We start from the raw sequence: 23,390 nt of genomic DNA on the forward strand, positions 1-23,390 counted from the left end.
GGTGCCTGGTCCCGACACCATTCGCGTTCTTTGTGAATTGTGACGGGACCAGGCATCCCGTGCGAGAGTTATATTTCATAAGCACGTTGATCTGCGCTGCAGGCGGACGCTTTCCGAGGGGCTCGACTTCAGCCTCCTCGGCGCTTCGCTTCTGCGGGGTCTTCAGCCTTCGCTGATCCCTCCGGAGTCGCCGCCTTCCGCTTCAATCAACTAAGTAACCTGCAATTATCTAATCTTATATAGAAGAAGATAAAACTAAACCATATACGAAAGAGGAACCTGCCCCAATGGAACTTAACCGACACAACATCATGCTCGCGCTCGTCGCCTTCGTCATGATCCAACCAATCATCGACGTCCTCACGACAGCCTCGCTCTTGTTCATCGACCTTCCGTTGACACTAGGCGTCATCATCCGTCTCGCCTACCTAGGCATCATGGCCATCTGGATCGTCAACGAATCACGGAAAAGCAAACGCGCACGGACTTATCTACTCTACCTATCAGGCCTAGCCGTATTCGTCATCATTAACTTCATCGTCGGATACACCGTCAAAGAACCGTTCTATATGATGCAAGAGTTGACGTACTACACGAAAGTCGTCTACTTCCATGTGTTGCTCTTTGGTTTTATATTATTACTCGAATCAATGAAAAAAGAAGATGGCTCCGACAATGCTCGACAGCTCATCAACTATTTCCTGATTGCATCACTCACCATTAGTGTCGTGTTCATCATCGCGCATCTAACTGGAACAAGCATGGCAAACTATGCGCGCTCAAAAGCAGGATGGACCGGCTGGTTCTACGCAGGTAACGAAATCGGCGCTACGATGTCGATGTTACTACCGATCACCGCACTCTTTGCAGTTTACAAAACAACGACAACTAGAAAGTTATTACATTGGTTACCATTCGTATTGCTTTCACTCGCAATGCTAGCTCTTGGAACTAAGGTCGGTTATGGCGGAATCTTAATCGTATTATTGAGTATCTTCTTCGGAAGTCTACTATTACTCTTTACGACAAAAGAGTACCCAGCTCGACAACGAGTCAAAGCAAATTCGTTTATCTCTTTAATTCTATTAATTGCGCTTATCGTGGCGACACCGTTTACACCTGTATTCGGCAATATGTACGCACACCTTAACATTCTTGGGATTTCACTCGAAAAGCCACCTGTTGAGTTGGATGCAGACGGAAACGAAATTCCACCAGAAGATGTGGAGGATGAAGAACCACTCATCTCAAGCGAACAATTTGAGAATCTAGTTTTCAGTAGTCGTGAAACCTATAAAGCGGATTATGTCGAACAGTTCAAAGATGCACCAATCAGTCAAAAACTATTTGGAATGGGCTTCGCAGGAAACTATGATGCACCAGAACCTCATAAGCCATTGAAAATGATTGAAATGGATTTCCATGACTGGTTCTTCTCGTTTGGAATACTCGGCTTCCTTTATATGATCGCACCAATTGTTTGGTTTGCTGGTAGCTTCATCGTGAAACTGGTTATGAATTTAAAACAAAACTTTAATTACTTCAGTATTCTTACAGGCGTATCCTTCCTGGTAGGGATCGGCATTAGTTATACAGCGGGGCATGTGTTAACTGCACCATCAGTGTCAATTTGGTTAGCGTTCTTGTTAGCGGTTGTCACTGTAGTTTCTCGGGATGGCAAAATTCGTCCTGAATTATAAAAAAGTTTTTAAAAAGCTTCGAATCGTAATTTACGATTCGAAGCTTTTTTGATGTCTCAAAGAGTAGTGGGAATTAAAAAACAAAAAAGGAAGGAGAGTACTAGTGGGGAGGAATAGCAAGTATTACAGTCGTGCCAACGGTTTGCTACGGGATAGAAATATTTCTATGATTTTGTAATGAAATAGCAATGTTTAAACTTTCCGCAAACGGGTTGCAAACGATTTGGGGTTATGTATAATAGAATAAGAGTTTAGATACTGCAATTTGTCTGTAATTCTTGAAATCTTTTTGAAGATTTGTAGATTTATAGATTAATAGGTGGTATAGTTAAACTGTGTTTCACGATTGGTGGAAACATCAATGAAATTGGATTACCTAAAACAGGGAGGAATACCACACAATGGCTCAACAACCAAAGTCGTACAAAAAATTCGTAGCAACAGCTGCAACAGCTACTCTCGTCGCTTCAGCGATCGTACCAGTAGCATCAGCTAACGTAACTACTTCTGCTTTCACGGACGTAGCAGCACAATACAAAGATGCAGTAGATTTCGTAGTTTCTAACAGCATTTCTGCTGGATATTCAAAAACTCAATTCGGCGTTAACATGCAAATCGATCGCGGAGACGCGGCAGTTTGGATCGCAAACGCTGCTGGCTTGATGGACAAAGATGCTCCTGCTGCAGGATTCTCTGACGTTCCTACACGTGGTAACTTGGCAGTTAACTCTTTGAAGGCTGCTGGTGTTATTAACGGTAAAACAGCAACTAACTTCGGTTTCTACGACAAGATTACTCGTGGAGAAGCAGCAATGATGTTGCAAAAAGCATTCGATCTTAAAGCAGGCGACACGGATAGCAAATTCTCAGACGTTGCTAAGAAATATGAGTCATCTGTTAACGCTCTAGTTGCAAACAAAGTAACTAACGGAACAAGCGCGACACAATTCGGAACAAACAACAACATCAAGCGTGGAGACTTTGCTAAGTTCTTGTTCGCTTTGAAGGACAAGATTGCTCCTGACGTAGTAGGCGTATCTTCTGTAACTGTTTCAAACCCTACAACTCTATCTGTTAAGTTGAAAGAGGCAAAGCAAGGTCTTACAGCTGCTGACTTCTCAGTAGTAGTTGATGGAACTGTTGTAGTACCTACAGGAGTTGTAGCGGACTCTGCAAGCGAGAACTACACTTTAACTATCCCTACACTTGATGGGAACGCTGGAACTGTAGCAGTTAATAAAGTAGAAGCGTCATACAACTTTGCTAAAGCTCAAGTTTCATCAGTTAAAGCAATTAACGCTTCTGAAGTACTTGTAACATTCAACACTGCAATTGATGCTCAAACAGCTAAGGATTATAAGAACTATGAAATTAAAGTGAACAATGAACTTGTACAAGTTGCAAACAATCAAACTACTAAAGATGCAATCACTGTATCTAAAGACAAAAAAACTGCAATCATTCGTTTGGCGAAAACTTTCCAAAATGGAGATAAGTATGTAGTTCAAACGAATGACGCTATTAAATCAGAAGATGGAAAAGCATTAGCTAAATTCATTTCTGAAGAAGCAGCATTTACAGAATCAGCAGCTCCAGGGTTATTGTCTGTAACTCCAGGTACAAACTCATTGACACTTGAATTTGACCGTCCTGTTAAAGGAATGGATTCGACGTTAATCAAAGTTGATGGCTATGACATTGATGGTACTGCAACAACTACAACACCACTTACAGCTGTATCCAATGCTGCCGGCAACTATAAGTATACTGTTAATGTTACAAATGCAGACGCTTTAGCAGAAGCATTTGATAAAGGCGTTCATGAAGTAATTGCATATGATATTCAGGATACAGCTTCTGCATATCCAGCAAAGGCTAGCGTTCTTACTGGTTCATATACAATTACTGATGAAGTAACAGTTCCTGAAGTAAAAGAAGTTGTAGAAGTTAATGCTAACAAATTCTTCTTACGCACTAATGTTCCAGTTGACTTGTCTACTGCTAAATTAACAGTAGAAAAAGGAAATCATGAGTTCAAATTAGTGGATGGTAACTTTACTAATTCTAACAATCCATCTGGAGATGTAAACTCTTCTAAAGTGGATGCTGAAGCAGGAACTTACCTTAACTCTACAGACCATGGTGTTTGGGTTATCATAACTGATTCTAAAGAAGCTGATGAGAATCCACTTTATAAAGGTTCTGAAACAAGTGCAAATCTGAAGGTTACTCTAGAGAACTTTAAAGATGCCAAAACAAAAGGATTGCTTGGTAAGAAATCTGTAACTAACGTTACTCTTAACAAAAACAACTCTAAGCCTGCCGTAGAAACTACTATGGTTTCAGGATCTAAACTTGTAGTAGACTTCGGTGATGCGTTAGAAGCAGCAAATACTACATTTGACAAATCAGACGTAGTAGTTCGTAACAAAGAAGGCGTTATTATTACAGGCGTAAGTTCTGCAACTATTGTTGGAGACACAGTTGAAGTTGAGTTAGGTGCAAACCACAAAACTTCAGATGAGCCTTATTCAGTTGAATTCAAAGCTGGGGAATTCAAATATAAAGAAGTTAATAACTCTATTGAAAACTACCTTGTTAACACAATCAAAAACGATAAGTTAACAGCACAAGTTTACTCAACGAGCACTAACTTCAAATACAAAGAGCTACCACTTACTGTAGGAACTATTGCTAACGGTCAAAACGTTGAAATTGGTTCTACTGTAAATGGCCAAGATACAATTACTATCGACTATAAGATGGATATGGACGATTCAGCTCGTAGCGCTGCTAACTATCAATTAGATGGTAAAGCACTACCTACAGGTTCAACGGTTGACTTCGTTGACAACAAGAAAAAAGTTCGTATTGTTCTTCCAGAAGGATCATTAAAGGCAACCACTTCTTACAAATTAACAGTTTCTACAACTGTTAAAACTAAAGAAGGTTCAATCATTGTTGGTTCACTTCAAACTAAAGCACCTGCTGAAGCAGTGATTAATCTAGGTGATAACATTGCACCTACACTAACAGAAGCTAAATTCCTACGTGCTGATGAAGAAGTTAAGCCATCTACATCTACTAAGCAAGTAGAACTTACTTTCTCTGAGGCAGTTATGGTTAAGGCAGGTTCAACAACTGCAAACTTAACAGATGACCTTAAAGTAATGGTTTCTGGAACAGAAATCACTATTGCTTCTATCGCATCAGATTCAAAAGACAACAAGCGTATGATTATTACACTTGGGCAAGAAATTAACGTTTCTCAAGCTGCAACAATTACAGTAGTTGCTGAAGCTGATCAAAAAGGCGATAAGACAACTTACATTGTTGACAAAGCTGGAAACAAAGCAAAAGCTGGTTCGTCAGTGATTGCAACAACATCAAAATTCAGTGCTTCAGTTGGTGGAACACCAAATCCAGACAACAGTGAGCAAATTAAAGTAGATGCTGCAAATGCTGCTTTATCAATTGCTAAGACTGAAAAGACACAAGTTGCTAAAGAGTTAGCGCAAACAGCTATTAACAAATTAGCAGAAGGTACTACTAAGACCCAATTGCAAACTGAATTGGATGCCATTGTTGTTGAAGGAGATGCAGTTGAAATGACAGTAGCAGAAGCTAACGGACAAGTAGCAAATACAGGTCTTGGGTTCTGGGCTGTTCGTATCCCACAAGGAAATATTGATACTTCAAAAGCTTACGAATTAGTCATTGGTGACAATAAGTTCCCATTAACATTCAACGCAACTGAATCACGTTTTGAAGCACGAGTTTCTCCTGCGACAATTACAGAAGCTGCAATTCTTGCTGGTAAAATCGTAGCAAAGTAATTCGGACTTAATTATCCCTGGGCTTGCAAAAGCCCAGGATAAAATTTTATAAAGAGGTGTTTTAATATAATGAAAAAACCATTCAAAGTATTTTCTTCCACGGCTATGATAACGGTTCTTGCATCTAGCGCATTAGTTCCTACAATTGTTGCAAATGCTGAGGAACAAGTCAGTCTTGAAGGTGTAGTTGTAAATGTTAATGGAAATCTAATAAAAGTTTCTTATGCTGATTACGAAAACGCATTGTTTGGAGATAACTCTCTATCAGAATATATACTAGATGAGAACGGATCACTAAATCCGTCTTCACTTTCAACAATTAAAGTTGGAGGGAAGTATTTCTCATTGGATACTTATTTGGACGTTCTTTTTGATAATCCAGGTGCTTCAATCGATACAGTTTTCGGAAAGTTAGTTGTAGATAAAGCATCAGAAGCTTTAACTCCTGAACAAGTGGCAGGATTCGGTGAATATGTTAATGGTGAAATTATTCCACCATCAGAAGTTCCTGATCAAGAATTGTTTGAAGTAGTCGAAATTGCGGCGATTAACAAAACAGAAGTTACAGTAACATTTCCCAGTGACGCCGGCGTCACAGCTGAAGGTCTAAACGGTAAGACGCTTACGCTAACTGCCGGGGAATCAACTCTATCTGCTACATATAAAGCTGATAGCTTTGTTGAAGGTGAAACTGCTACTACAGCAACTTTCACTGTTGACGGCGCATTGGTGACTGGTAGCGAGTATACAGTGACTAGTGAAAATCTTGTGATTGGTGAAAACGATAAGTTCACTTACACTAAATCAGCATTAGAAACAGCTGTGGAAGCTGCTGAAACAGCAATCGAAGGCCTATTGCCAGTTGCTGAAATTACAGAAATTGACCGAGTTGACATTGAAGAAGCCCGTGCATTAGTAACAGCTGCTTCAGCTCTTGGCGAAAATGTTGTGATTTCAAATATCGACAAGTTAGTAGCAGCTGAAGCAGCATTAGAAGCTCTAGCACCATCTGTTAAAGATGTAAAAGCTAACGTTAATAATAATACTAAAGAAATCACTGTAACTGCAAACCTTTCTAACATTGATCCAACTATTGAAGTTATCAGTGTTCAATTAAAGCAACTTGATGAAGAAGGCGACCTACAAGACCTTGCTCCTAAAGTTGAAAAATTGAATCTTGATGAGGAATCTGTAGACGAAAACGGTCTCCTTACAACAACGTTGGATGTTACTGATGTTGAAAACGGTAACTATGTAGTAGTTGTAACTGCTGGTGATGTTCAACAAGTAACAACAAATGTTACACTTGACTTCACAGCTGTAGATGCAAAAGTAGATACTGTTAATAAGGCAGCTAATGAAATCGCATTACAACAAGCGCTAACTGCAGGTGGATTCAAGGATGTTAATCCTGCAAATATTACTGAATACCGACTAGTATTAGGTACAGGAACAACTGTCTTTAAAACAGTAACTTTGATTCAAAATCAAATTGACACTGTAAATGATAATGAAGCAAATAAAACACTTGCACAAGACTTGAAAGATTTATCTACTACTGGTACACAACAAGCCTTACTTGATGCATTGAATGCAGCTAAGTTTAGTGGTGTTGAAGTTTCAAACATTAAAGAATATCAAGATTATCTAAAGGGAGCAACAAACATTCCTGGAACAACAGAGAAATCTGATATTCAAGAAAAAATCACTTTAATTAATGCTGAGGCTGTATTTAGTAAAGCAGACAAAGCACTTACAGATGCACTTGCTAAACTTAGCCCTGCAGCAGATGCTACTCAAAAAGACGTTGATGCAGCAGTTTTAGCTTTAGAAACAGCAGAAGCAGCATTAGCTGATGTAACAGAGCTAGATGCAGGCACTTCCAAAACTATTACAGCTGTAACTCCACAAGTTACAATTGATACAGCACAAGATGCTATTAATGATGCAAAAGATGCAGCACAAGCACTTGCTGATGCAAAAGTAGCGGCTAAAACAGCTCAATCTGAGTTCGTAAAAGCTGGCGGTAAGAAAGGCGCAGCTGTTTACACAGCATTAACTACAGCTATTACTGAAGCTGAAGAGGCGTCTGATCTTACAGCACCGACAGCAGCAGTTACAGATGCTACTACAGCAATTGGTGTATACAATACAGCAGTAACAGAGGCAAACACGGCAATCGATGCTCACGTTGCAGCTGGTGGAGCAACAGATGATACTGAAGCTGCTGCACTTGCTACGGCAATCACTGAAAATCCTATCGTTTGGACAGAAGCAGCTCTTGCTGGAGACTTGACTACTAAAACTGATTCTATTACAACTGCAACAACTGCTTTAACAGACGAAACTGCTAAACTTACTGCGGTTACAGATGCTAAAGAAGCTGCAGAAACTGCTATGGCTGAGTTTGTTGAAGCTGGTGGTGACATAGTAGATGGCGCTTATATTGCCGTCGAAGAAGCTGCTGAAATCTTAGAATTTGCAGATATCGATGCTCTTGGAGATTTAGTAGACACTCTAGATCTTAAAACTGTAGAATTAGTAGCAGTTAATGCAATCAATGCTGCTGTTACTTCAGAAGATGCAGTAGCACTTCAAAACATCATTGTTAAATTAGGTAATGATGATTTTAATAGTCTTGTAAAAGGACAACGTGCTGAAATTGGCGCATTCATGATTAAGGAATCAAAAGAAGAAGGTTATGTAGCTGTTGAATCTACTAGCGATTTTGAAGGCGCAGTAGAAGCGGCAATTGTTTCATACCTTGCTGACATTGCAGATTTCAATGCCAAAGCTAACGTTGTAATTGCACCTGAAGGCGTAACAGCTGCTCAGAAAAATGCATTGGTTGCAGCAATTGAAAAGGTTGTTGATCTTGAAGGATTAAATCCAACTCAAAAGCTAAATCTTGCAGAAGATATCTTTGCTTCTAAGCCTGATGCACCTGGTTATGCAGTGAAGACAATTGCAGCAATCCAAGCACTTGTTTCAGCATCTCCTTTGTCACTATAATTTAATCATCAACTTCAAAAGTTGATATATTGAAGACCCCCGCCCCTCGCATGAGGAGGGGGTTTTTTCTATGAACGTAAACAGGAGGTGTTTAAATGAAAACGATTGCTGAAGAACTACAAGATAACTCGAAATTGCTTCTTACTGAAGAAGTTGATTTAAATTGGACTACTAAGCTAAATTACAGTGATGACGAAGCCACAGGTGTCTGTGAGAATCTCTTTGATGAGTATGAGCAATTAGACGTTTACACAGAGAAAGAAGCAAAGCATCTAGCCACTATGATTAAATCATTATTTCTTGAAAAGAGTGAGAATTACTGGGCGTGTCAAGCACGTTTGAATGCCTTAGCTTCACGCTTACCTAAGAAAGAAAAAGTAGTTTTATCTGATGATGGTACAGCTTCTTATCCTGTACCGTTAGAAAAGCTTCCAGACCATTTATATGGCATTGATTCGATTCATGCTTTATTCGATGTTGGAAGAGTTGCACGGGAATGGATGATGGATCAGTTACGTAAAGAATGTCAACTCACTTTTCAAGATAAGTCAGCCGTACTCGATGCTGTAGAAAGAGTGTTAGCATCTTTTGATCAGCTGTGGAAAGATTTTACTAGTATTCAATCCTATGATGAATGGCAGGCTGTCATGACTCAACTAGGACTAGATACTTTTTATCAAACAAAAGCGATCTATGACCACTTTAAAGCCAGTCAACCATGGAATAGTTTAACTGTTTACCAGCAATCATTAAAAGATGAACTGGTAAAGAGTTATTTTATGAATAGTGATGAGATTACAACCCATTCAACAGAAGCAAGTTCATTCATGGATGGTCTTTATCCTACGGACTGGTTGAAAATTCAACGGTAACGATTGACTAGTACGCTAATCGTTTCTAATTCACTTTCAGCTATATATTATAATCATGATGATCAACAACAAGCCTTACTTCCATTCAATGGAGGTAGGGCTTATTTTAATTGGAGGGATCATTGATGAAGAAGTATGAAATGAACGGGGAACAGGTGACATGGTTAAGGGTAAAGGAAGAGCAGAAATCATTTCCTGCAAAACGAGTAGATATTGTGTCGGTACGCTTGGTAAAGGAAAAGAGCCTTCTATACAAGGATCGCTCGATTAAAGTGTGGGTACCTGGACCCCACGCAATTCAGACATTTGCGTGCGTGTAAAAAAATTGAAGATCCTTTACTCGAGAAGTCGGGTAGAGGATTTTTTGCTATCTGGATAGACAGTGAAATTCTTCTTCTATTTTTAAAACTTGGCTATTTTCATACTTTGGTAGGTTTTCACGAGGCAAACTTCAAGTTTGTCATTACCTAGCAAAAAGAATATATCGATAAACCCCTTACTAATCACCTTCGTAACATTTCTGAATCGAGTATAGGGTGCCTGTGCAACACACAATTAAGTGTGATTTCCCTGAGCCTCCACCACCCATGAGTAAGTTGTATCTATCAGTGTTGTCTCAGAGTGTCATGAATGCTTTGTTAATCTGTACTGTCTAATTTACTTTTGTCATATGGTTTCTCCTTTCTTAAATTAGTGAACACAAAAAGAGCCACCCAAGTTAATGGATGACTCTGTGAAATGAATATTTAGTTGTGTTGGTTATTCAGTTTCCTGCTTGAATGATTCATCAAAGTCCCATTTAGTTGATAGACAGCTTGCCTTGTATCTTAATTCATTACCACATGTAGGACAGTTTCTAGTGAAAGTCTCTTTCATAGGGAAGTCACCCTCATGTTTCACATTGTACGGCTGTCCACACTTGTTACATTTGTGCATGTACAATTCAATCACCTCTGTCTCTAGATTACCATAAGACAGCGGGGGAGAGGGTAGTGTGATTGGTTATGAGATGTGTAGCTAACCTACTATCAAGACAGCATGTTGAGTGGGAGAGTGTAAGATGTACAGCTATCCCATTCTTCCTTTGTGACCTGTCTCCATATCATTCCATCAGCATCTAAGAAGTCTGGATACTCAATGCTAATTAAACCAAGCAAAGATGATACACTGCTTGCCTCAACACATAACTGACTGTGAGGAGTGATAGAGTTGTCATCTGCTGAACCAAACTTCACTATGTAGTATCTCATGAGTTGAGTCCTGCCTTTCTCTTATTGATTTCCTTGTAAAGCTTTCCTTGAGAGATACCAACCTGTGCTGTACTCACCACTGTCATACATTCTTAGTGCAACCTTCACCTTATCAGTATCCATAGACGGTCTTCCTAATTAGACTCCTCTTCTTCTTGCAGAGGCCAAGCCTTCATTAACTCTTTCAACTGTAAGATTCCTTTCCAGTTCAGAGATAACACACATCATGGAGAACATAGCCTTTCCAGTTGGTGTTGATGTATCAAAGTTTTCTTTAAGAGAGACAAAAGCAACTCCCATTTCATTTAACTCCTCAACAGTAGAAAGTATATCTAATGTTCCTCTACCCAGTCTACTAATTGATTCAACTACTACAGTGTCTCCTTTTCTGACATAGGATTGTAACCGGGCACAATATTCCAGCTCCTGTTTAACGCAATAAACCAGGAGTAAATCTGGGGTAATGCGCTCGGTTATTCACATTATCTCATAATGTGAATATATATTTTCAAATTAATTCAGCTAGCGATTCGTAAGAACTACCCTTTAAAAAGTGGCATATACTGGAATATAATTCTCTTTTTGAACTCTTACTTTATAAATCTCTTGTTCATGAAGCGTGGATACAACGTTACTGATTACGGCCAGTATAATGTACCGCTTGTGACATCTTTTTTACCACGGATTGCCAAGAAATGTACCACGCTACGCCAATTCGTTTACCACTATGAAAATTCAGTACTTAAAGCATTGTAGACGTATATAAACAAACAGCCATCGGAACGTTCCTGCGGCTGTTTGTCTTATTTGAATCTCTAAGTGTGGGTACCTGGACCACACACAACTCAGACATTTTCACTCGTAAAAAAATGAAGATCCTTTACTCGAGAAGTCGGATAGAGGATTTTTGTTATCTGGATAGACAGTGAAAATTCTTCTTTCTATCTTTTTTTAACTTAGCCATTTTCATGTTTTGAAGGGTTTACACGAGGCAAACTTCAAGTTTGTCATTACCTAGCAAAAAGAATATATCGATAAACCCCTTATTAATCACCTTCGTAACACTACTGAATTGTAAAACACTTCGAAAACACCGTTTTGGCAGGTGATGCAGGTTCAGGTATACTGTCTGCAATGAGGCAGAAAAGAAAGTGGGGTGAGATGGTTGGGGCAGGATGTTCTGAGTGTCGGGTTAGAAGGAATGAAAGGACATATCGTTCGAGTGGAGGCGAATGTCCGGTCGGATAAGGATCAGTTTGTGATTGTGGGACTGCCTGATGCGTCAATTAAAGAATCGAAGGAGCGGGTGCTGAGCTGTCTGCATGCGCTGGATGTAGATCTCGATATGAAGAAAGTGACGATCCATTTGTCTCCAGCGGATAAGCGTAAGACGGGAACTGGGTATGATGCGGCGATGTTAGTAGCTGTTCTCAGGGAAGTGATGAAGGAACCGATTCCGTTCGATGCGTCTACCTGTATTCTTGCGTCCCTTTCTTTGGATGGGCGTCTGGAATCGTTTCATGGACTCATTCCTGCAATTCAGCAAGCGGTTCTGCTGGGGTTCAAGCGGGTGTTGCTGCCGCCGGTAGATGTACGTGTTCTTGGGAAGGCTTTATCTGCAGAGCTGATTCCTCTTGCTGACGTCCATCAGCTGCTTGACTGCCTGCGAGGGCAAGGGGTAATTGCGATGGATATCCCGAACGTGCTGGTGAAGGAAGAGGAGTCACCAGATGTATCTCATCAGCCAGACTTTGCGTCAGTTCGTGGACATAAGGAAGCCAAACGGGCTCTGGAGATCGCAGCGGCTGGCGGGCATCATGTGCTGATGACGGGACCGCCTGGATGTGGGAAAAGTATGCTGGCCGATGCATTTCATACGATTCTGCCTGATTTGCCGAATGAGGAGATGCTGGAAGTATATAGTATCTATCATTTGGCGAAAGAACGCAGAGGTTTTTCATCACGTCCCCCGTATCGGTCACCTCATCATTCTGCTTCAGCCATATCCTTGATTGGCGGAGGAACCTATCCGAAACCAGGTGAAATCTCACTTGCCCATCGCGGCGTATTATTTTTGGATGAGCTCGGTGAATTCTCACGCAAAACACTCGATATGCTACGACAGCCAATGGAAAGCGGGGAAGTGACCATCAGCCGCGTACGCCAGTCTGTCACCTATCCATCCTCTTTCACGCTGCTTGCGGCAACCAATCCATGTCCATGCGGCTATCATGGATCCAACGAACGGTATTGTACGTGCACGCCCCAACAAGTGCGGGCGTATCAACTGAAAGCATCTGGCCCGCTTTTGGATCGACTGGATTTCGTTCTTACGCTGACAAGTGTCGGATTAAAACAGGAAATGCCGGCGGAGACTTCAGAAAAGGTTCGTATACGCACAAGGCAGGCGCAACTTCTTCAAAAGAACCGCTATAACAGTCCTAGTTTGAATGGCACAGTTGCTGGCAGTGTGTTGCTAGCCACATGCGGATTGACAGAAAGACAAAATGAACTGCTGGAGACGGTTTGTTTTAGCAAGAAATGGAGTAACCGGACATTAGTCAAGCTAATCCGTTTGGCCCGCACTATTTCTGATCTGGAAGGATTGGAATACATAACGAAAGCGTCCATAGAAGAAGCAATTCACTGGAAGCAAGTGGCCGACCTGCATCAGGATGCACAACGAATACACGGAACAACCTAAAGCTAAAGGAGGGGGTGACGATTCCCAGACAGAGACGCAACTGGCGTCCAGGAGCCTATTTTCATGTCGTCATGCGAGGCAACAACCGTGCCAATATCTACAACGACTCGCAGGATAAATACCATCTCATGCGCTGTATCGAGGACGCGCACACACGGTATCCTTTCACCATTGTGGCATTCTGCATCATGTCTAACCATTTTCATATCCTGATGAAGTCAGAAGAGGATCTCAGTAAAATCATGAAGCTAATCAACAGGCGGTACAGCGATTACTATTCCAAACGATACCGTCATGTCGGTCGCATCTATCAGCGGCGCTACTACTCGAAATTGGTAAGCAATCCTGCTGCACTCTTGATTGTCAGCCGGTACATACATAGGAACCCCATCGAAACGAGAATTCCGATGGTCGATGATCTGAAAGACTATCCTTACAGTTCTTTTCCACTCTATAGCAATCCTTATTCTGAACCACAATCCTACATAGACATCAGTCTGTTGCCCCTATGTTTGCCCGTGACATTTGGAAAAACGACAGCTGGATATAGTTCATATTGCCTGTGGAAGTTTGGTAAGGAAGAAAATGAAGAAATGTCGGAATGGATGATGGAGATGCAGTAGAAATGGAGGTAGCTAGACCCCCGCAATTCAAAGCTAATTTATAGTGAATTCATCAAATTAGTACAGATAATATAAAATAGAGCTCAACTTCCTTAAGAAAGAATTTTGAGCTCTTTTTGCATTCGAAAACATAGATAAAATTGTGTGGTCCAGATACTTAAGGATGGCATCCTACTTACTTTTGGAAATTACGATTATTAATTGCAGATATGGTAACATGAAGATAAGACTATTCATCCAAGAAGATAGTCCCATTATAATTTGACAGTAACAAATATAAATACTGGAGCTTTAATTTAAAAGGAGGATTTAATTATGAAATGGTGCAGGCTAATACTACTTCTACTAGTTCTTGTAATAATTGTTCCCAACTTTGCTGACGCGTCAGAATATATTATTCAAACTGATCAAATTGAAAGTCTAGATGATTTATCTAACCTCCATGTTATAGAAGATATGCAACATGGCGGATACTTTTTAGTTGAGTATGAAGGGTCCCTGGAAGAAATAAAAGCATTACCTAAGATTCTTACTGCAGAGGATAACTCAGAAATACTACTGCTTACTACTACGACAATCGAAAAACATTTAGGACTGGGGCCTGACTCGGATTGGGGGAAAGAGTTTCTAGATTTCAAAAGTCTTATATACGGAGCGAAGCCAGTTAGAATAGCGATAATTGATACAGGAATTGATGTAAATCATCCGGATCTAAAACAACATATTGATCCAGGGATTTCTGTTTTAGAAGAGGAACCTGAAGTACAAGACCAGCATGGACATGGTACAAAGATTGCTGGTATTGTAACAGGCAGCTCCCCGGAGTCGATTCGTATTTTACCGATAAAAGCACTAAATGCAACTGGAAAAGGAACGTTGTACTCTATTGTAGCAGGATTGTACGCAGCGATAGATGCTAACGTAGACCTTATCAATATTAGTTTTGGATCTAAGTCAAATAGTAAAATGCTGCAGGATACTGTTGAAGCAGTTCATGCTGAAGGAATTGGCATGATTGCAGCTACAGGCAACGCGGGGCAAGAAAGTTTGCTATACCCTGCTAGATATTCAGTAGTATCGGCAGTGGGTTCGATAAATCAAAATAGTCAATCCTCCCATTTTTCTAATTGGGGTGAGGGCTTAGACTTTTTAGCACCTGGGGAAAAAGTATTGACTAGTAAAATTGGCGGAGGCTATGTAGAGACGTCGGGTACTAGTCTGTCGGCGGCGTATATAACTAAAATGGCTGCTGCTCTATTATCTCAAAGAACAATCAAGCCTTCAGAGATAAAAAATGAACTTAAAGAAGCTACAAATTATGCTTTCGAACCATATACATTGGAAAGGGGTTATGGACTGCCAATTACAAAGAGATTAAATTATAGGTCACTATTAATTAAATTAATTAATACGGATATAGTGAAAAGTGTTATGACCATTAATGACTCTTCTAAGTCATGGAATATTACATTTTCAGAGGTGGTAGAGAATTCATCTTTAACAAATAAGACTATAATTATTACTTCAAATGATACTGTAGTACCAATCGAGATCACTATAAATGGCTCACAAGTTATTGTGAAACCAAAAGAATCTTACCAACCTAATGAGTTGTATACTCTACACGTCAGTAATCCTATTTATTCAGCTAATGGTAAGAAGTTAGCAAAAACAGTTGTTCAACCATTTATATTTAAACCAGAATAAAATACGACCAAACTGATGTTACGCTAAGCTACGTGCTGCGAAATATTAAAAAAGTGTTTCATTTTTTAAAATGGGTTACTTTGATTACGAGGTTGTAGTTGAAAAATAACATACCATTTCTTCCTGACATATAAGAATGTAATTTGTTAAGTGGAGGTTCTTTTATGTGGAATGTGTTGTTTAAATATCCGTCTCCAATCGATGGGTGATGGTTAGTTAATAGGAATACAACTAACAATTTATTGATACTTTGGTTCTAGTATAATACTCCTTAGCATGCTATTCTGAAAAGGATGGACGAATACTTAAAACTAAGGGGGAACAAGATGAGAAAAGTGTTTAATGTGTTTGTAATTACTTTGATGGTAGTCTTCACAGCGCTTACAAGTTTTCAGCCAAGTGTTCTGGCTGCGAGTAATGATGAATGGAAAGTCATTGAGTCAAAGACGACAAGTGACGTCAATAAGCCGTGGACGATTACACTCTCCAAAGAAGTTGATGCAACTTCCGTAAAGGCAAATGAGAACGTCTATGTGTTGACTGAGCTAAACGAGAAAAAAGTAGTGCAGACGGAGGTATCTGGAAACACCATCAAAGTTATACCATCTAGCTCATATGAAGCTGGAAAAACGTATGAATTGTTTATATTAAAAACTGTGAAATCAGTAAAGGGTACTTCGCTAAAAAATACAAAATTCAAATTTACTGTAAATACCGCGCAGGAATCCGCTGACGTAAAAATCACAAAGCCTGGTGTTTATGGTGGAACACCTGCTAATCCTAAGGTCTATACAGGTGATGTTTATGTAGAAAGCGACGGTGTTAGCGTAAAGCATGCTGTTATAACAGGAAAACTAATTGTAACGAATGCAGTTGGAGAAGGAGAAGTGACATTCGATACTGTTACTGTTAAAGGAGAAACTAAAATTCTTGGCGGTGGGCCAAATAGTATCCACTTCAAGGATTCTGTGCTTGTAACGGTTATCGTTAACAAGAATAATGGTTCGATTCGTGTTGTTGCGGAAGGTGCTACCTCGGTAGAAGAAGTGCTCCTGGAATCCAGCGCAATTCTTGAAGCTACTTCACCGGCGGCAACTATTGAAAACGTAGAGATTATGGAAGGCGTTGCAAATAGTACAGGACCGGTCAAGTTAATTGGAACATTTAATACGGTTAATAACCGCGCCACTTCTGTTGAGATTCAGTTACCTCAAGAATCATCTGTCAATGAATTGATATTATCTGCACTGTCTTTCATTAAAGGACAAGGGCTCATTAATCGATTGAACGTTACAAGCAGCGGAAATGATTCCACTGTTGAGAGTAAGCCGCAATCCGTTGTTCTTGATATCTCTGGGCACGTAACTGTAGATGGAGAGAAAATCGAAGAAAGCTATTCGAATGTCGTAAAGGCGACGATTCAATCGATTCAAGCAACAATGAGTTATACGCGTGTCGACTTGAAAGAACCTAAGTATGATTTAACTGCCCAAGATTTTATAATTACAGCTGAAAGCAATGGACAATCTATCCCGTTGACTAATTTGCAGTACAATGCAACTATGCAAATGTTTACGTATAGTCCATTGCCTGTAAACTATAATGAAATCGAAATTACAGTCAGAAAAAATCCTGCCTCTGACGCTTTGACAGAAGGTGTGTTTTCGAAAAAGTTTTACAGCACTGAAGGCTTTAGTGGAAGAATTACCGATATATTTGGAAAAGGTTTAGCGAATATGTCACTAACATTTGAAGATTCATATGTTCGTGGAGTGACAGATCGCAATGGGTATTACTTTGTTGAGGCGCAACCAGGTGTACATTACGGTACGATTAGTGGTCCGGGATTCATCAAAACAACTATTACCGGTAGTGTCTCTAGTGGCCAATTCACTACTGGTATTAACGAAACAGCGATACGTGCAGCAGCGACAGATGAAATGAAAATCATGCTAACTTGGAACGATATGGAATCAGATATGGATTCCCATCTAGCTACAGAGAACTTCCATGTCTATTATGGCGATAAAACGTATGGTGATTACTCTGATAGTGGGAAGTACACGGAATACGTCGATTTAGACTGGGATGACACACAATATTTTGGTCCTGAAACGACAACAATTCGCAAGTGGCAAGATGGACGTTATATTTTCTTCTTGCATAATTACTCCGGCGAAAATGCAATGAGTTTATCAGATTCCAAAGTTCAAATTTTCCAAGGGAATTCAGAAACACCGACTCATACTTTCAATGTGCCAGCAGACACTGGCGATGATCGATACTGGGGCGTGTTTGAACTATTCGTTTCTGAGAATGGACGTAACATGGAGTTAAAAGAACTCAACCAAATGTCCAAATACGAAGAATGGCTCATTCGTCCATATGACAGTTTACTAAATGGAATTCAATCAGTGAATGATATGTTAACAGTGGAGCAAGATCCAGTTGAAATTGCAAAATTAAAATCAGTGTTAGCCGAAGCGAATTCGCTATCTGAAAAACAGAATACAAGCACTTCTGAGTTCTTGACGGTGCTTCGTAAAATTTCATCAGTTGTTAAATATGGATTTACTCAGAACTCAGGCCCATTGTATGCATTCGAACCAGAGTACGAAGACTATAGTAAACCGTTTGAGTGGAAAGGTTTTATCCGTGAAAACCAAGATCATGATTTGCGTGATAGTGATCGTGTGACACTGAAAGCTCGAATAGGTTATTGGGATGAAGATTCGTATGATTATGCCTATTTAGCAAATCAAAAAATCCAGTGGGCAGTAAACAGTACGGGTCAAACGATTGAACATACGACAAGACTATCTGCTAACTACGAAGATATGTACGAGGCGATTTTGTTCGATGGAACGTATGGAGAGCTAAAATCGCTTTACAGCCAAGGATTTTTATTAAACACTACAATTAATCAAAGGCCCGGCAACTGGTACACAATGGAATTGACGCTTTCGTCAAATGAATCATATAACGAGTGGAGTATTTACCAAGAATACTGGGAACAGCAATAGATTAGGTACCTGGACCTCACACATTTCAGACACTAATCAGACAACTATGTGCGTGAATGAAATAAGAAGTCTTCTACTCGAGAAGTCGGGTAGAGGATTTTTTTGTCATCTGGATAGACAGTGAAAATTCTTCTTCCTGTCTTTTTTAACTTGGCCATTTTCCTGCTTTGTAGAGTTTTTAATGGGCACACTTCAAACTTGTCATTACCTTGTGATCAGGGTTTATCGGAAAACGCCTAACTAATCGCCTTAGTAACCCTGCTGAGTTGTAAAATACATTGAAAACCCCGTTTTGGCAGTTGGTGCAGGTTCAGTTATCCTTTCTACTAGGATGCAGAAAAGAAAGCGGGATGAAATGGGGTGGTGCAAGATGTTCTGAGTGTTGAGCTTGATGGAATGAAAGGGCTTATCGTTCCGGTGGAAGCAAATGCCCGGTCGGATAAAGACCAGTTTGTGATTGTGGGGATGCCAACTGCATAGATCGTCTGTTGACTCTTTGCCTGCCCATGTCATTTGAAAAAACTACAACCGGATATATTTGGTATTGTCTACAAAGGTTTGGTATGGAAAAAAATGAAGAAATGTCGGAATGGATGATGGAGATGTAATAGATTTAGCGGTGGTTGTCCTTTACAATCGAGCAATAGTTTATGGTGAATTTACCAATCTAATACGGGAAGAATAAAAATGAGCTCATCGTCCTCAAGAGGGACTGGTGAGCTCTTTCTGCATTCAACAGTATAGATGAAATTCTAGCGCAAACGAGTGCCAATCTAAGATACTTGCAGCTTGGTACATGCAAGGTTTTTTATGATTTCATTTTACCGATTATGTTTAATTCACGACAGATGAACAATCCATACATCTAATTTGTAGTCCGATGTCGTCTAGGCAGAGGTGGGTAGAGTTTTGAATAGTGTCAGAATTGAGTGTGGTCCAGGTACCTAAGTACGAACATGTGACTTTCTAAACATCTTTCAGGTGAAGACGATATATTAAAAGTGGTTTTTAAAAAGTTAGCTATCCTAACTTTAATTACTTCTAAATATCTAGGCACATACTAAAAATGTAAAGGTGTGGAATGAAAATATGTTGAGTTTTAAAAGTATAAAAGGAAAAATGATATTCGGTTTTTCTGTAGTCGTGGCGCTCATTGTTTTATTAGGAGGGTACATATTTTTCACTTTAAATAATGTCAATAAAGATACAGAAGGAGTGAAAAATATTGATTTGCCATTATTAATAGCAAATCAACAATTAGCCCAATCAATGGATGGTAGGTTGGCAGCATCTCGTGGGTTTATACTAACAGGGGACGACAGTTTTATTGAACGATATATTGAAAACCGAGATCTAGCAAACAAAGCAGTGGAAACAGTAAGAGAAATAGGTGCAAGCAAGGAATTTGATGGCATTGTCGAAAAGGGTCAAAACTGGGACTTGTACATCGAAAATGATGTTTTTAATGAGTACAAAACAGGGAATAAAGAAGTAGCTCGTAAAAACTTATTAACCTCAACAACAGATGCGCGGGAAATAAGGGATGGTTATACACAACTGGCAGTTTCCAGACAGAATGATATATCACATAAGGAAGAAAGTCTTTTGGCTAGTGGAAAAGTAACAGTAGGCGTAGTAGTTGGAATCATCATTTTTGTGATTATCTTAAGTATGGTTACAGCATGGATTACTTCTATTTCTATTTCAAAACCATTGCGAAAAGTAATGAGTCGGATGAGGCTAATTGCAGATGGAGATTTAAGCGCAGAGCCATTGGAAACAAAGTTGCGGGACGAAATCGGGCAATTAGTTACTGCTACTAATGAAATGAGTCACAACACACGAAACTTATTATCTGAAATTAATGAGGTATCGGAAACTGTGTCAAGTCAAAGTGAAGAGTTAACGCAATCTGCAAATGAAGTGAAAGCCGGAACAGAACAAATTTCCGTTACTATGGAAGAAATTGCGAGAGGGACGGAATCGCAGGCGATGAATACGGGTGAATTATCTACTATGATGGAATCATTCGTCATGAAAGTCACTGAGGCAAACGGGAGCGGTGAACACATCCAAAAATCGTCCAATACCGTTCTTTCTATGACAACTGAAGGCAGCAATTTAATGAAATCTTCTACCGAACAAATGGCTGTAATCGATGAGATTGTCCATAATGCAGTTATAAAAGTAGAAGGTTTGGATCAACATGCGCAACAAATATCAGAGTTAGTTTCTGTCATTCAAGATATTGCCGGACAGACAAACCTTTTAGCATTAAATGCGGCAATTGAAGCAGCGCGTGCAGGTGAACATGGTAAAGGTTTCGCAGTAGTTGCGGATGAAGTGAGAAAATTAGCCGAACAGTCATCCGTGTCTGTCACGAATATTACAGAGATTGTTGATAGAATCCAAAGTGAATCCAGTTCAGTAGTTGCGTCGTTGTTAGATGGATATAAGGAAGTTGAACAAGGAACGTATCAAATCACAATGACAGGTGAAACATTTAGGAAAATTAGTTTGTCGGTTACAGAAATGGTGGATCAAATTTATATCGTGTCGAATAATTTGTCCGATATAGCAGAAAACAGTCATGAGATGAGTAGCTCTATTCAAGAAATTGCAGCCATTTCAGAAGAATCTGCTGCTGGGGTGGAACAGACCTCTGCATCGTCGGAGCAAGCAAGTAGTGCAATGGAGGAAGTTGCAAATAGTTCTAATGATTTGGCTATGTTGGCGGAGAACTTGAATGGACTTGTTCGACAGTTTAAACTTTGAGTGCTTGGTACCTGGACCACATACAATTTAAACACTATTCATCTCAAAATTTCATGTCAGTTAAAATTTGTAAGATCACAAAATGGAGAGTCCTTTAATCAAGCAATTGGTTAGAGGACTTTTCCTATTCCAACGTAAGCGTCAAATAAAGCCCACCAAATAATCTAGGTGGGTTCTACTATATCATCTATTTCTCATTCTTTGGTACGTGACAATCCGTTGGCAGGGAAGTTGTAAATCAAGTCCCAGTATCAATTTGAGGGGTACATGTTTGTTTCAACGTTATTATTTCCTTTCTTAGTTTTGATCGGATGACAAGAAGGTTTGCATGCGATAAGTTTACCCTTGTCCGACAACCTCATCTTTCGAATGTATATATTGGGTAACCGTCTGCATGAACTCTTTATAGGAATCTCCCTTTTCCCCGAAATACATCAGATGCCTGCAAGCAAAGATAGCCCCTTCCTTTTCATTTTGATAAGTGAAACGGATCAAGGGCTCGTTGCTCTTTTCTAACTCATGGATATTTACGTCCATTGAAGGGATGGAATCCAAAAGCCCTTCGTTAAAGTGGATTTCTACTAAGTGTTGAAAAGAGGTGGAGCCACAAGCAATTAGAACACTAGGCTGATGCTCAAGTAACATTTTCATAAATAGTTGTGTGTGGTCCAGGTGCCCTCGTTCTATGTGCTGTTCTCTCTTTTCTGTCTGAAAAATGGTATAATAAAAATAACAGAACATGAGGTGGTAGGTATCAAGGAATCCAAATCAAGGGTGCTGAAACGAATCCCATTAGAACGACTGATGGACCTCAAAATCGATTATGCGTTCAAGCAGCTATTCGGCAGTGAGAAGAACAAAGAAGTTACTGTTGTATTTCTTAACGCAATCTTGCAGCGAACAGGACGGGACGGTATAAAAGACATCTCTTTCTCAAATGTAGAAGCGGGTGGCGAGCATGAAGAAGATAAACAGTCAAGATTGGACCTACTCGTGGTCACGAATGCGAACGAGTGGATTAACGTAGAAATTCAGTTCACAGATAAGTATGACATGGTGAAACGCTCCGTCTATTATTGGTCAGGAATGTATCGTTCACAATTGCAGAGGAAAATGGGATATCGTGAACTACGCCCTGTCATTGCGATTAACCTTTTGAATTTCAACATGTTTGACCAAACAGAACAATTCCATACGACGTATCATTTATATGAAGATAAAGAGAAGTTCAAGCTCACCGATCTTATGGAGTTCCACTTCATTGAAATGCCCAAGCTGATTCAGGCATGGAAAGAAGAAAAGCTGAATCCGTGGGATGATGTCTTGGCTCGCTGGCTTTTATTGTTAGGGATTGTGGACCAACGTAATGGGAAAGTCTATGATGACATCTTTAAAGAACTGGAGGAGATAGCCATGAATGATGAAACACTTCGTGACGCCTTTCAAAGTTGGGAAACGTTAAGTGGGACTCCTGACGAAATCCTTGCATACCAAGCCCGATTGAAACTAGTTCTCGATGAGGAAGCAGCAGTCCGGGAAGCGGAACTGCGTGAACAAGATGCACGACAAGAAGAAAGGGAAGAAACGGCAAAGATACTGTTGTTGGATGGGTTCGAAATTAAACAAGTCGTTCGCATATCCAGACTAACGGAAGAGCAAGTTCTGAAAATTAAAGAAGAACTAAACGTTTAATTCCCACTTAGAGGGAGAGAAGAGTAAAACGTTCAGCAGTACGGGGTGCCTGTGCATAAAACTTTTATGCTATTTTCAACAGTTATGAAAACAAGAAAACTCAAGTAACAGGTGCAACACAAGTTTCAGACACCAATAGGACAATTAAATATGTGAACGGGTTGGAGAGTCCTTTAATCAAGCAATTGGGTAAAGG

Annotated in this window: 12 protein-coding genes and 1 pseudogene; 11 read left to right on the plus strand and 2 right to left on the minus strand. The window is 39.9% G+C overall.

All coding sequences use genetic code 11. The annotated features are described in order from the left end of the window. Nucleotides 1-287: 287 nt before the first annotated feature. The 5 genes from DVB69_RS05150 (at nt 288) to DVB69_RS17665 (ending at nt 9,740) form a co-directional block, all read left to right on the plus strand. Nucleotides 288-1,700: an O-antigen ligase family protein gene (locus tag DVB69_RS05150; RefSeq protein ID WP_116017281.1), complete on the plus strand. Its 1,413-nt coding sequence runs from the start codon at nt 288-290 to the stop codon at nt 1,698-1,700. A 401-nt stretch (nt 1,701-2,101) separates the two neighbouring features. Continuing rightward, complete coding sequence (locus tag DVB69_RS05155) at nt 2,102-5,536, plus strand: S-layer homology domain-containing protein (protein ID WP_116017283.1); 3,435 nt, start codon at nt 2,102-2,104, stop codon at nt 5,534-5,536. A 69-nt stretch (nt 5,537-5,605) separates the two neighbouring features. Continuing rightward, nucleotides 5,606-8,548: a hypothetical protein gene (locus tag DVB69_RS05160; protein ID WP_116017285.1), complete on the plus strand. Its 2,943-nt coding sequence runs from the start codon at nt 5,606-5,608 to the stop codon at nt 8,546-8,548. 95 nt (nt 8,549-8,643) lie between these two features. Beyond that, on the plus strand, nt 8,644-9,420 hold the full coding sequence (locus DVB69_RS05165) for a hypothetical protein (RefSeq protein ID WP_116017287.1): 777 nt from the start codon (nt 8,644-8,646) through the stop codon (nt 9,418-9,420). Nucleotides 9,421-9,545: 125 nt separating this feature from the next. Beyond that, nucleotides 9,546-9,740: a hypothetical protein gene (locus DVB69_RS17665; protein ID WP_199562806.1), complete on the plus strand. Its 195-nt coding sequence runs from the start codon at nt 9,546-9,548 to the stop codon at nt 9,738-9,740. Nucleotides 9,741-10,666: 926 nt separating this feature from the next. Here DVB69_RS17665 and DVB69_RS05175 read toward each other — a convergent pair. After that, nucleotides 10,667-11,078 (minus strand): annotated as a pseudogene (locus DVB69_RS05175) (recombinase family protein); the annotation flags it as partial. A gap of 757 nt (nt 11,079-11,835) precedes the next feature. Here DVB69_RS05175 and DVB69_RS05180 point away from each other — a divergent pair. The 5 genes from DVB69_RS05180 to DVB69_RS05200 all read left to right on the plus strand — a co-directional run bounded on the left by DVB69_RS05180 (nt 11,836) and on the right by DVB69_RS05200 (nt 21,502). Beyond that, a complete protein-coding gene (locus tag DVB69_RS05180) occupies nt 11,836-13,374 on the plus strand; it encodes a YifB family Mg chelatase-like AAA ATPase (RefSeq protein ID WP_116017289.1) in 1,539 nt (512 codons plus the stop codon). 14 nt (nt 13,375-13,388) lie between these two features. After that, nucleotides 13,389-13,997, plus strand: a complete 609-nt coding sequence (locus DVB69_RS05185) for an REP-associated tyrosine transposase (protein WP_255415296.1) — start codon at nt 13,389-13,391, stop codon at nt 13,995-13,997. Nucleotides 13,998-14,312: 315 nt separating this feature from the next. Beyond that, nucleotides 14,313-15,704: a S8 family serine peptidase gene (locus DVB69_RS05190; RefSeq protein ID WP_116017291.1), complete on the plus strand. Its 1,392-nt coding sequence runs from the start codon at nt 14,313-14,315 to the stop codon at nt 15,702-15,704. 326 nt (nt 15,705-16,030) lie between these two features. Continuing rightward, a complete protein-coding gene (locus DVB69_RS05195) occupies nt 16,031-18,727 on the plus strand; it encodes an Ig-like domain-containing protein (protein WP_116017293.1) in 2,697 nt (898 codons plus the stop codon). Nucleotides 18,728-19,816: 1,089 nt separating this feature from the next. Next, nucleotides 19,817-21,502, plus strand: coding sequence for a methyl-accepting chemotaxis protein (locus tag DVB69_RS05200; protein WP_116017295.1), 1,686 nt, complete (start codon nt 19,817-19,819; stop codon nt 21,500-21,502). A 339-nt stretch (nt 21,503-21,841) separates the two neighbouring features. On the opposite strand, the gene DVB69_RS05205 is transcribed toward DVB69_RS05200, so the two are convergent. Beyond that, nucleotides 21,842-22,153, minus strand: a complete 312-nt coding sequence (locus tag DVB69_RS05205; RefSeq protein ID WP_116017297.1) for a hypothetical protein — start codon at nt 22,151-22,153, stop codon at nt 21,842-21,844. Between the two features lie 123 nt (nt 22,154-22,276). On the opposite strand from DVB69_RS05205, the gene DVB69_RS05210 reads away from it, so the two are divergent. After that, nucleotides 22,277-23,194, plus strand: a complete 918-nt coding sequence (locus DVB69_RS05210) for an Rpn family recombination-promoting nuclease/putative transposase (RefSeq protein WP_233505325.1) — start codon at nt 22,277-22,279, stop codon at nt 23,192-23,194. The last annotated feature ends 196 nt before the right edge of the window (nt 23,195-23,390 follow it).

The organism is Sporosarcina sp. BI001-red (assembly GCF_003384035.1).
GTDB lineage: Bacteria > Bacillota > Bacilli > Bacillales_A > Planococcaceae > Sporosarcina.

Bases quoted from the DNA above. Each gene is read 5' to 3' on its own strand.
- DVB69_RS05150 (WP_116017281.1), top strand. From the start codon at position 288: ATGGAACTTAACCGACACAACATCATGCTCGCGCTCGTCGCCTTCGTC.
- DVB69_RS05155 (WP_116017283.1), top strand. From the start codon at position 2,102: ATGGCTCAACAACCAAAGTCGTACAAAAAATTCGTAGCAACAGCTGCA.
- DVB69_RS05160 (WP_116017285.1), top strand. From the start codon at position 5,606: ATGAAAAAACCATTCAAAGTATTTTCTTCCACGGCTATGATAACGGTT.
- DVB69_RS05165 (WP_116017287.1), top strand. From the start codon at position 8,644: ATGAAAACGATTGCTGAAGAACTACAAGATAACTCGAAATTGCTTCTT.
- DVB69_RS17665 (WP_199562806.1), top strand. From the start codon at position 9,546: ATGAAGAAGTATGAAATGAACGGGGAACAGGTGACATGGTTAAGGGTA.
- DVB69_RS05190 (WP_116017291.1), top strand. From the start codon at position 14,313: ATGAAATGGTGCAGGCTAATACTACTTCTACTAGTTCTTGTAATAATT.
- DVB69_RS05195 (WP_116017293.1), top strand. From the start codon at position 16,031: ATGAGAAAAGTGTTTAATGTGTTTGTAATTACTTTGATGGTAGTCTTC.
- DVB69_RS05200 (WP_116017295.1), top strand. From the start codon at position 19,817: ATGTTGAGTTTTAAAAGTATAAAAGGAAAAATGATATTCGGTTTTTCT.
- DVB69_RS05205 (WP_116017297.1), bottom strand. From the start codon at position 22,153: ATGAAAATGTTACTTGAGCATCAGCCTAGTGTTCTAATTGCTTGTGGC.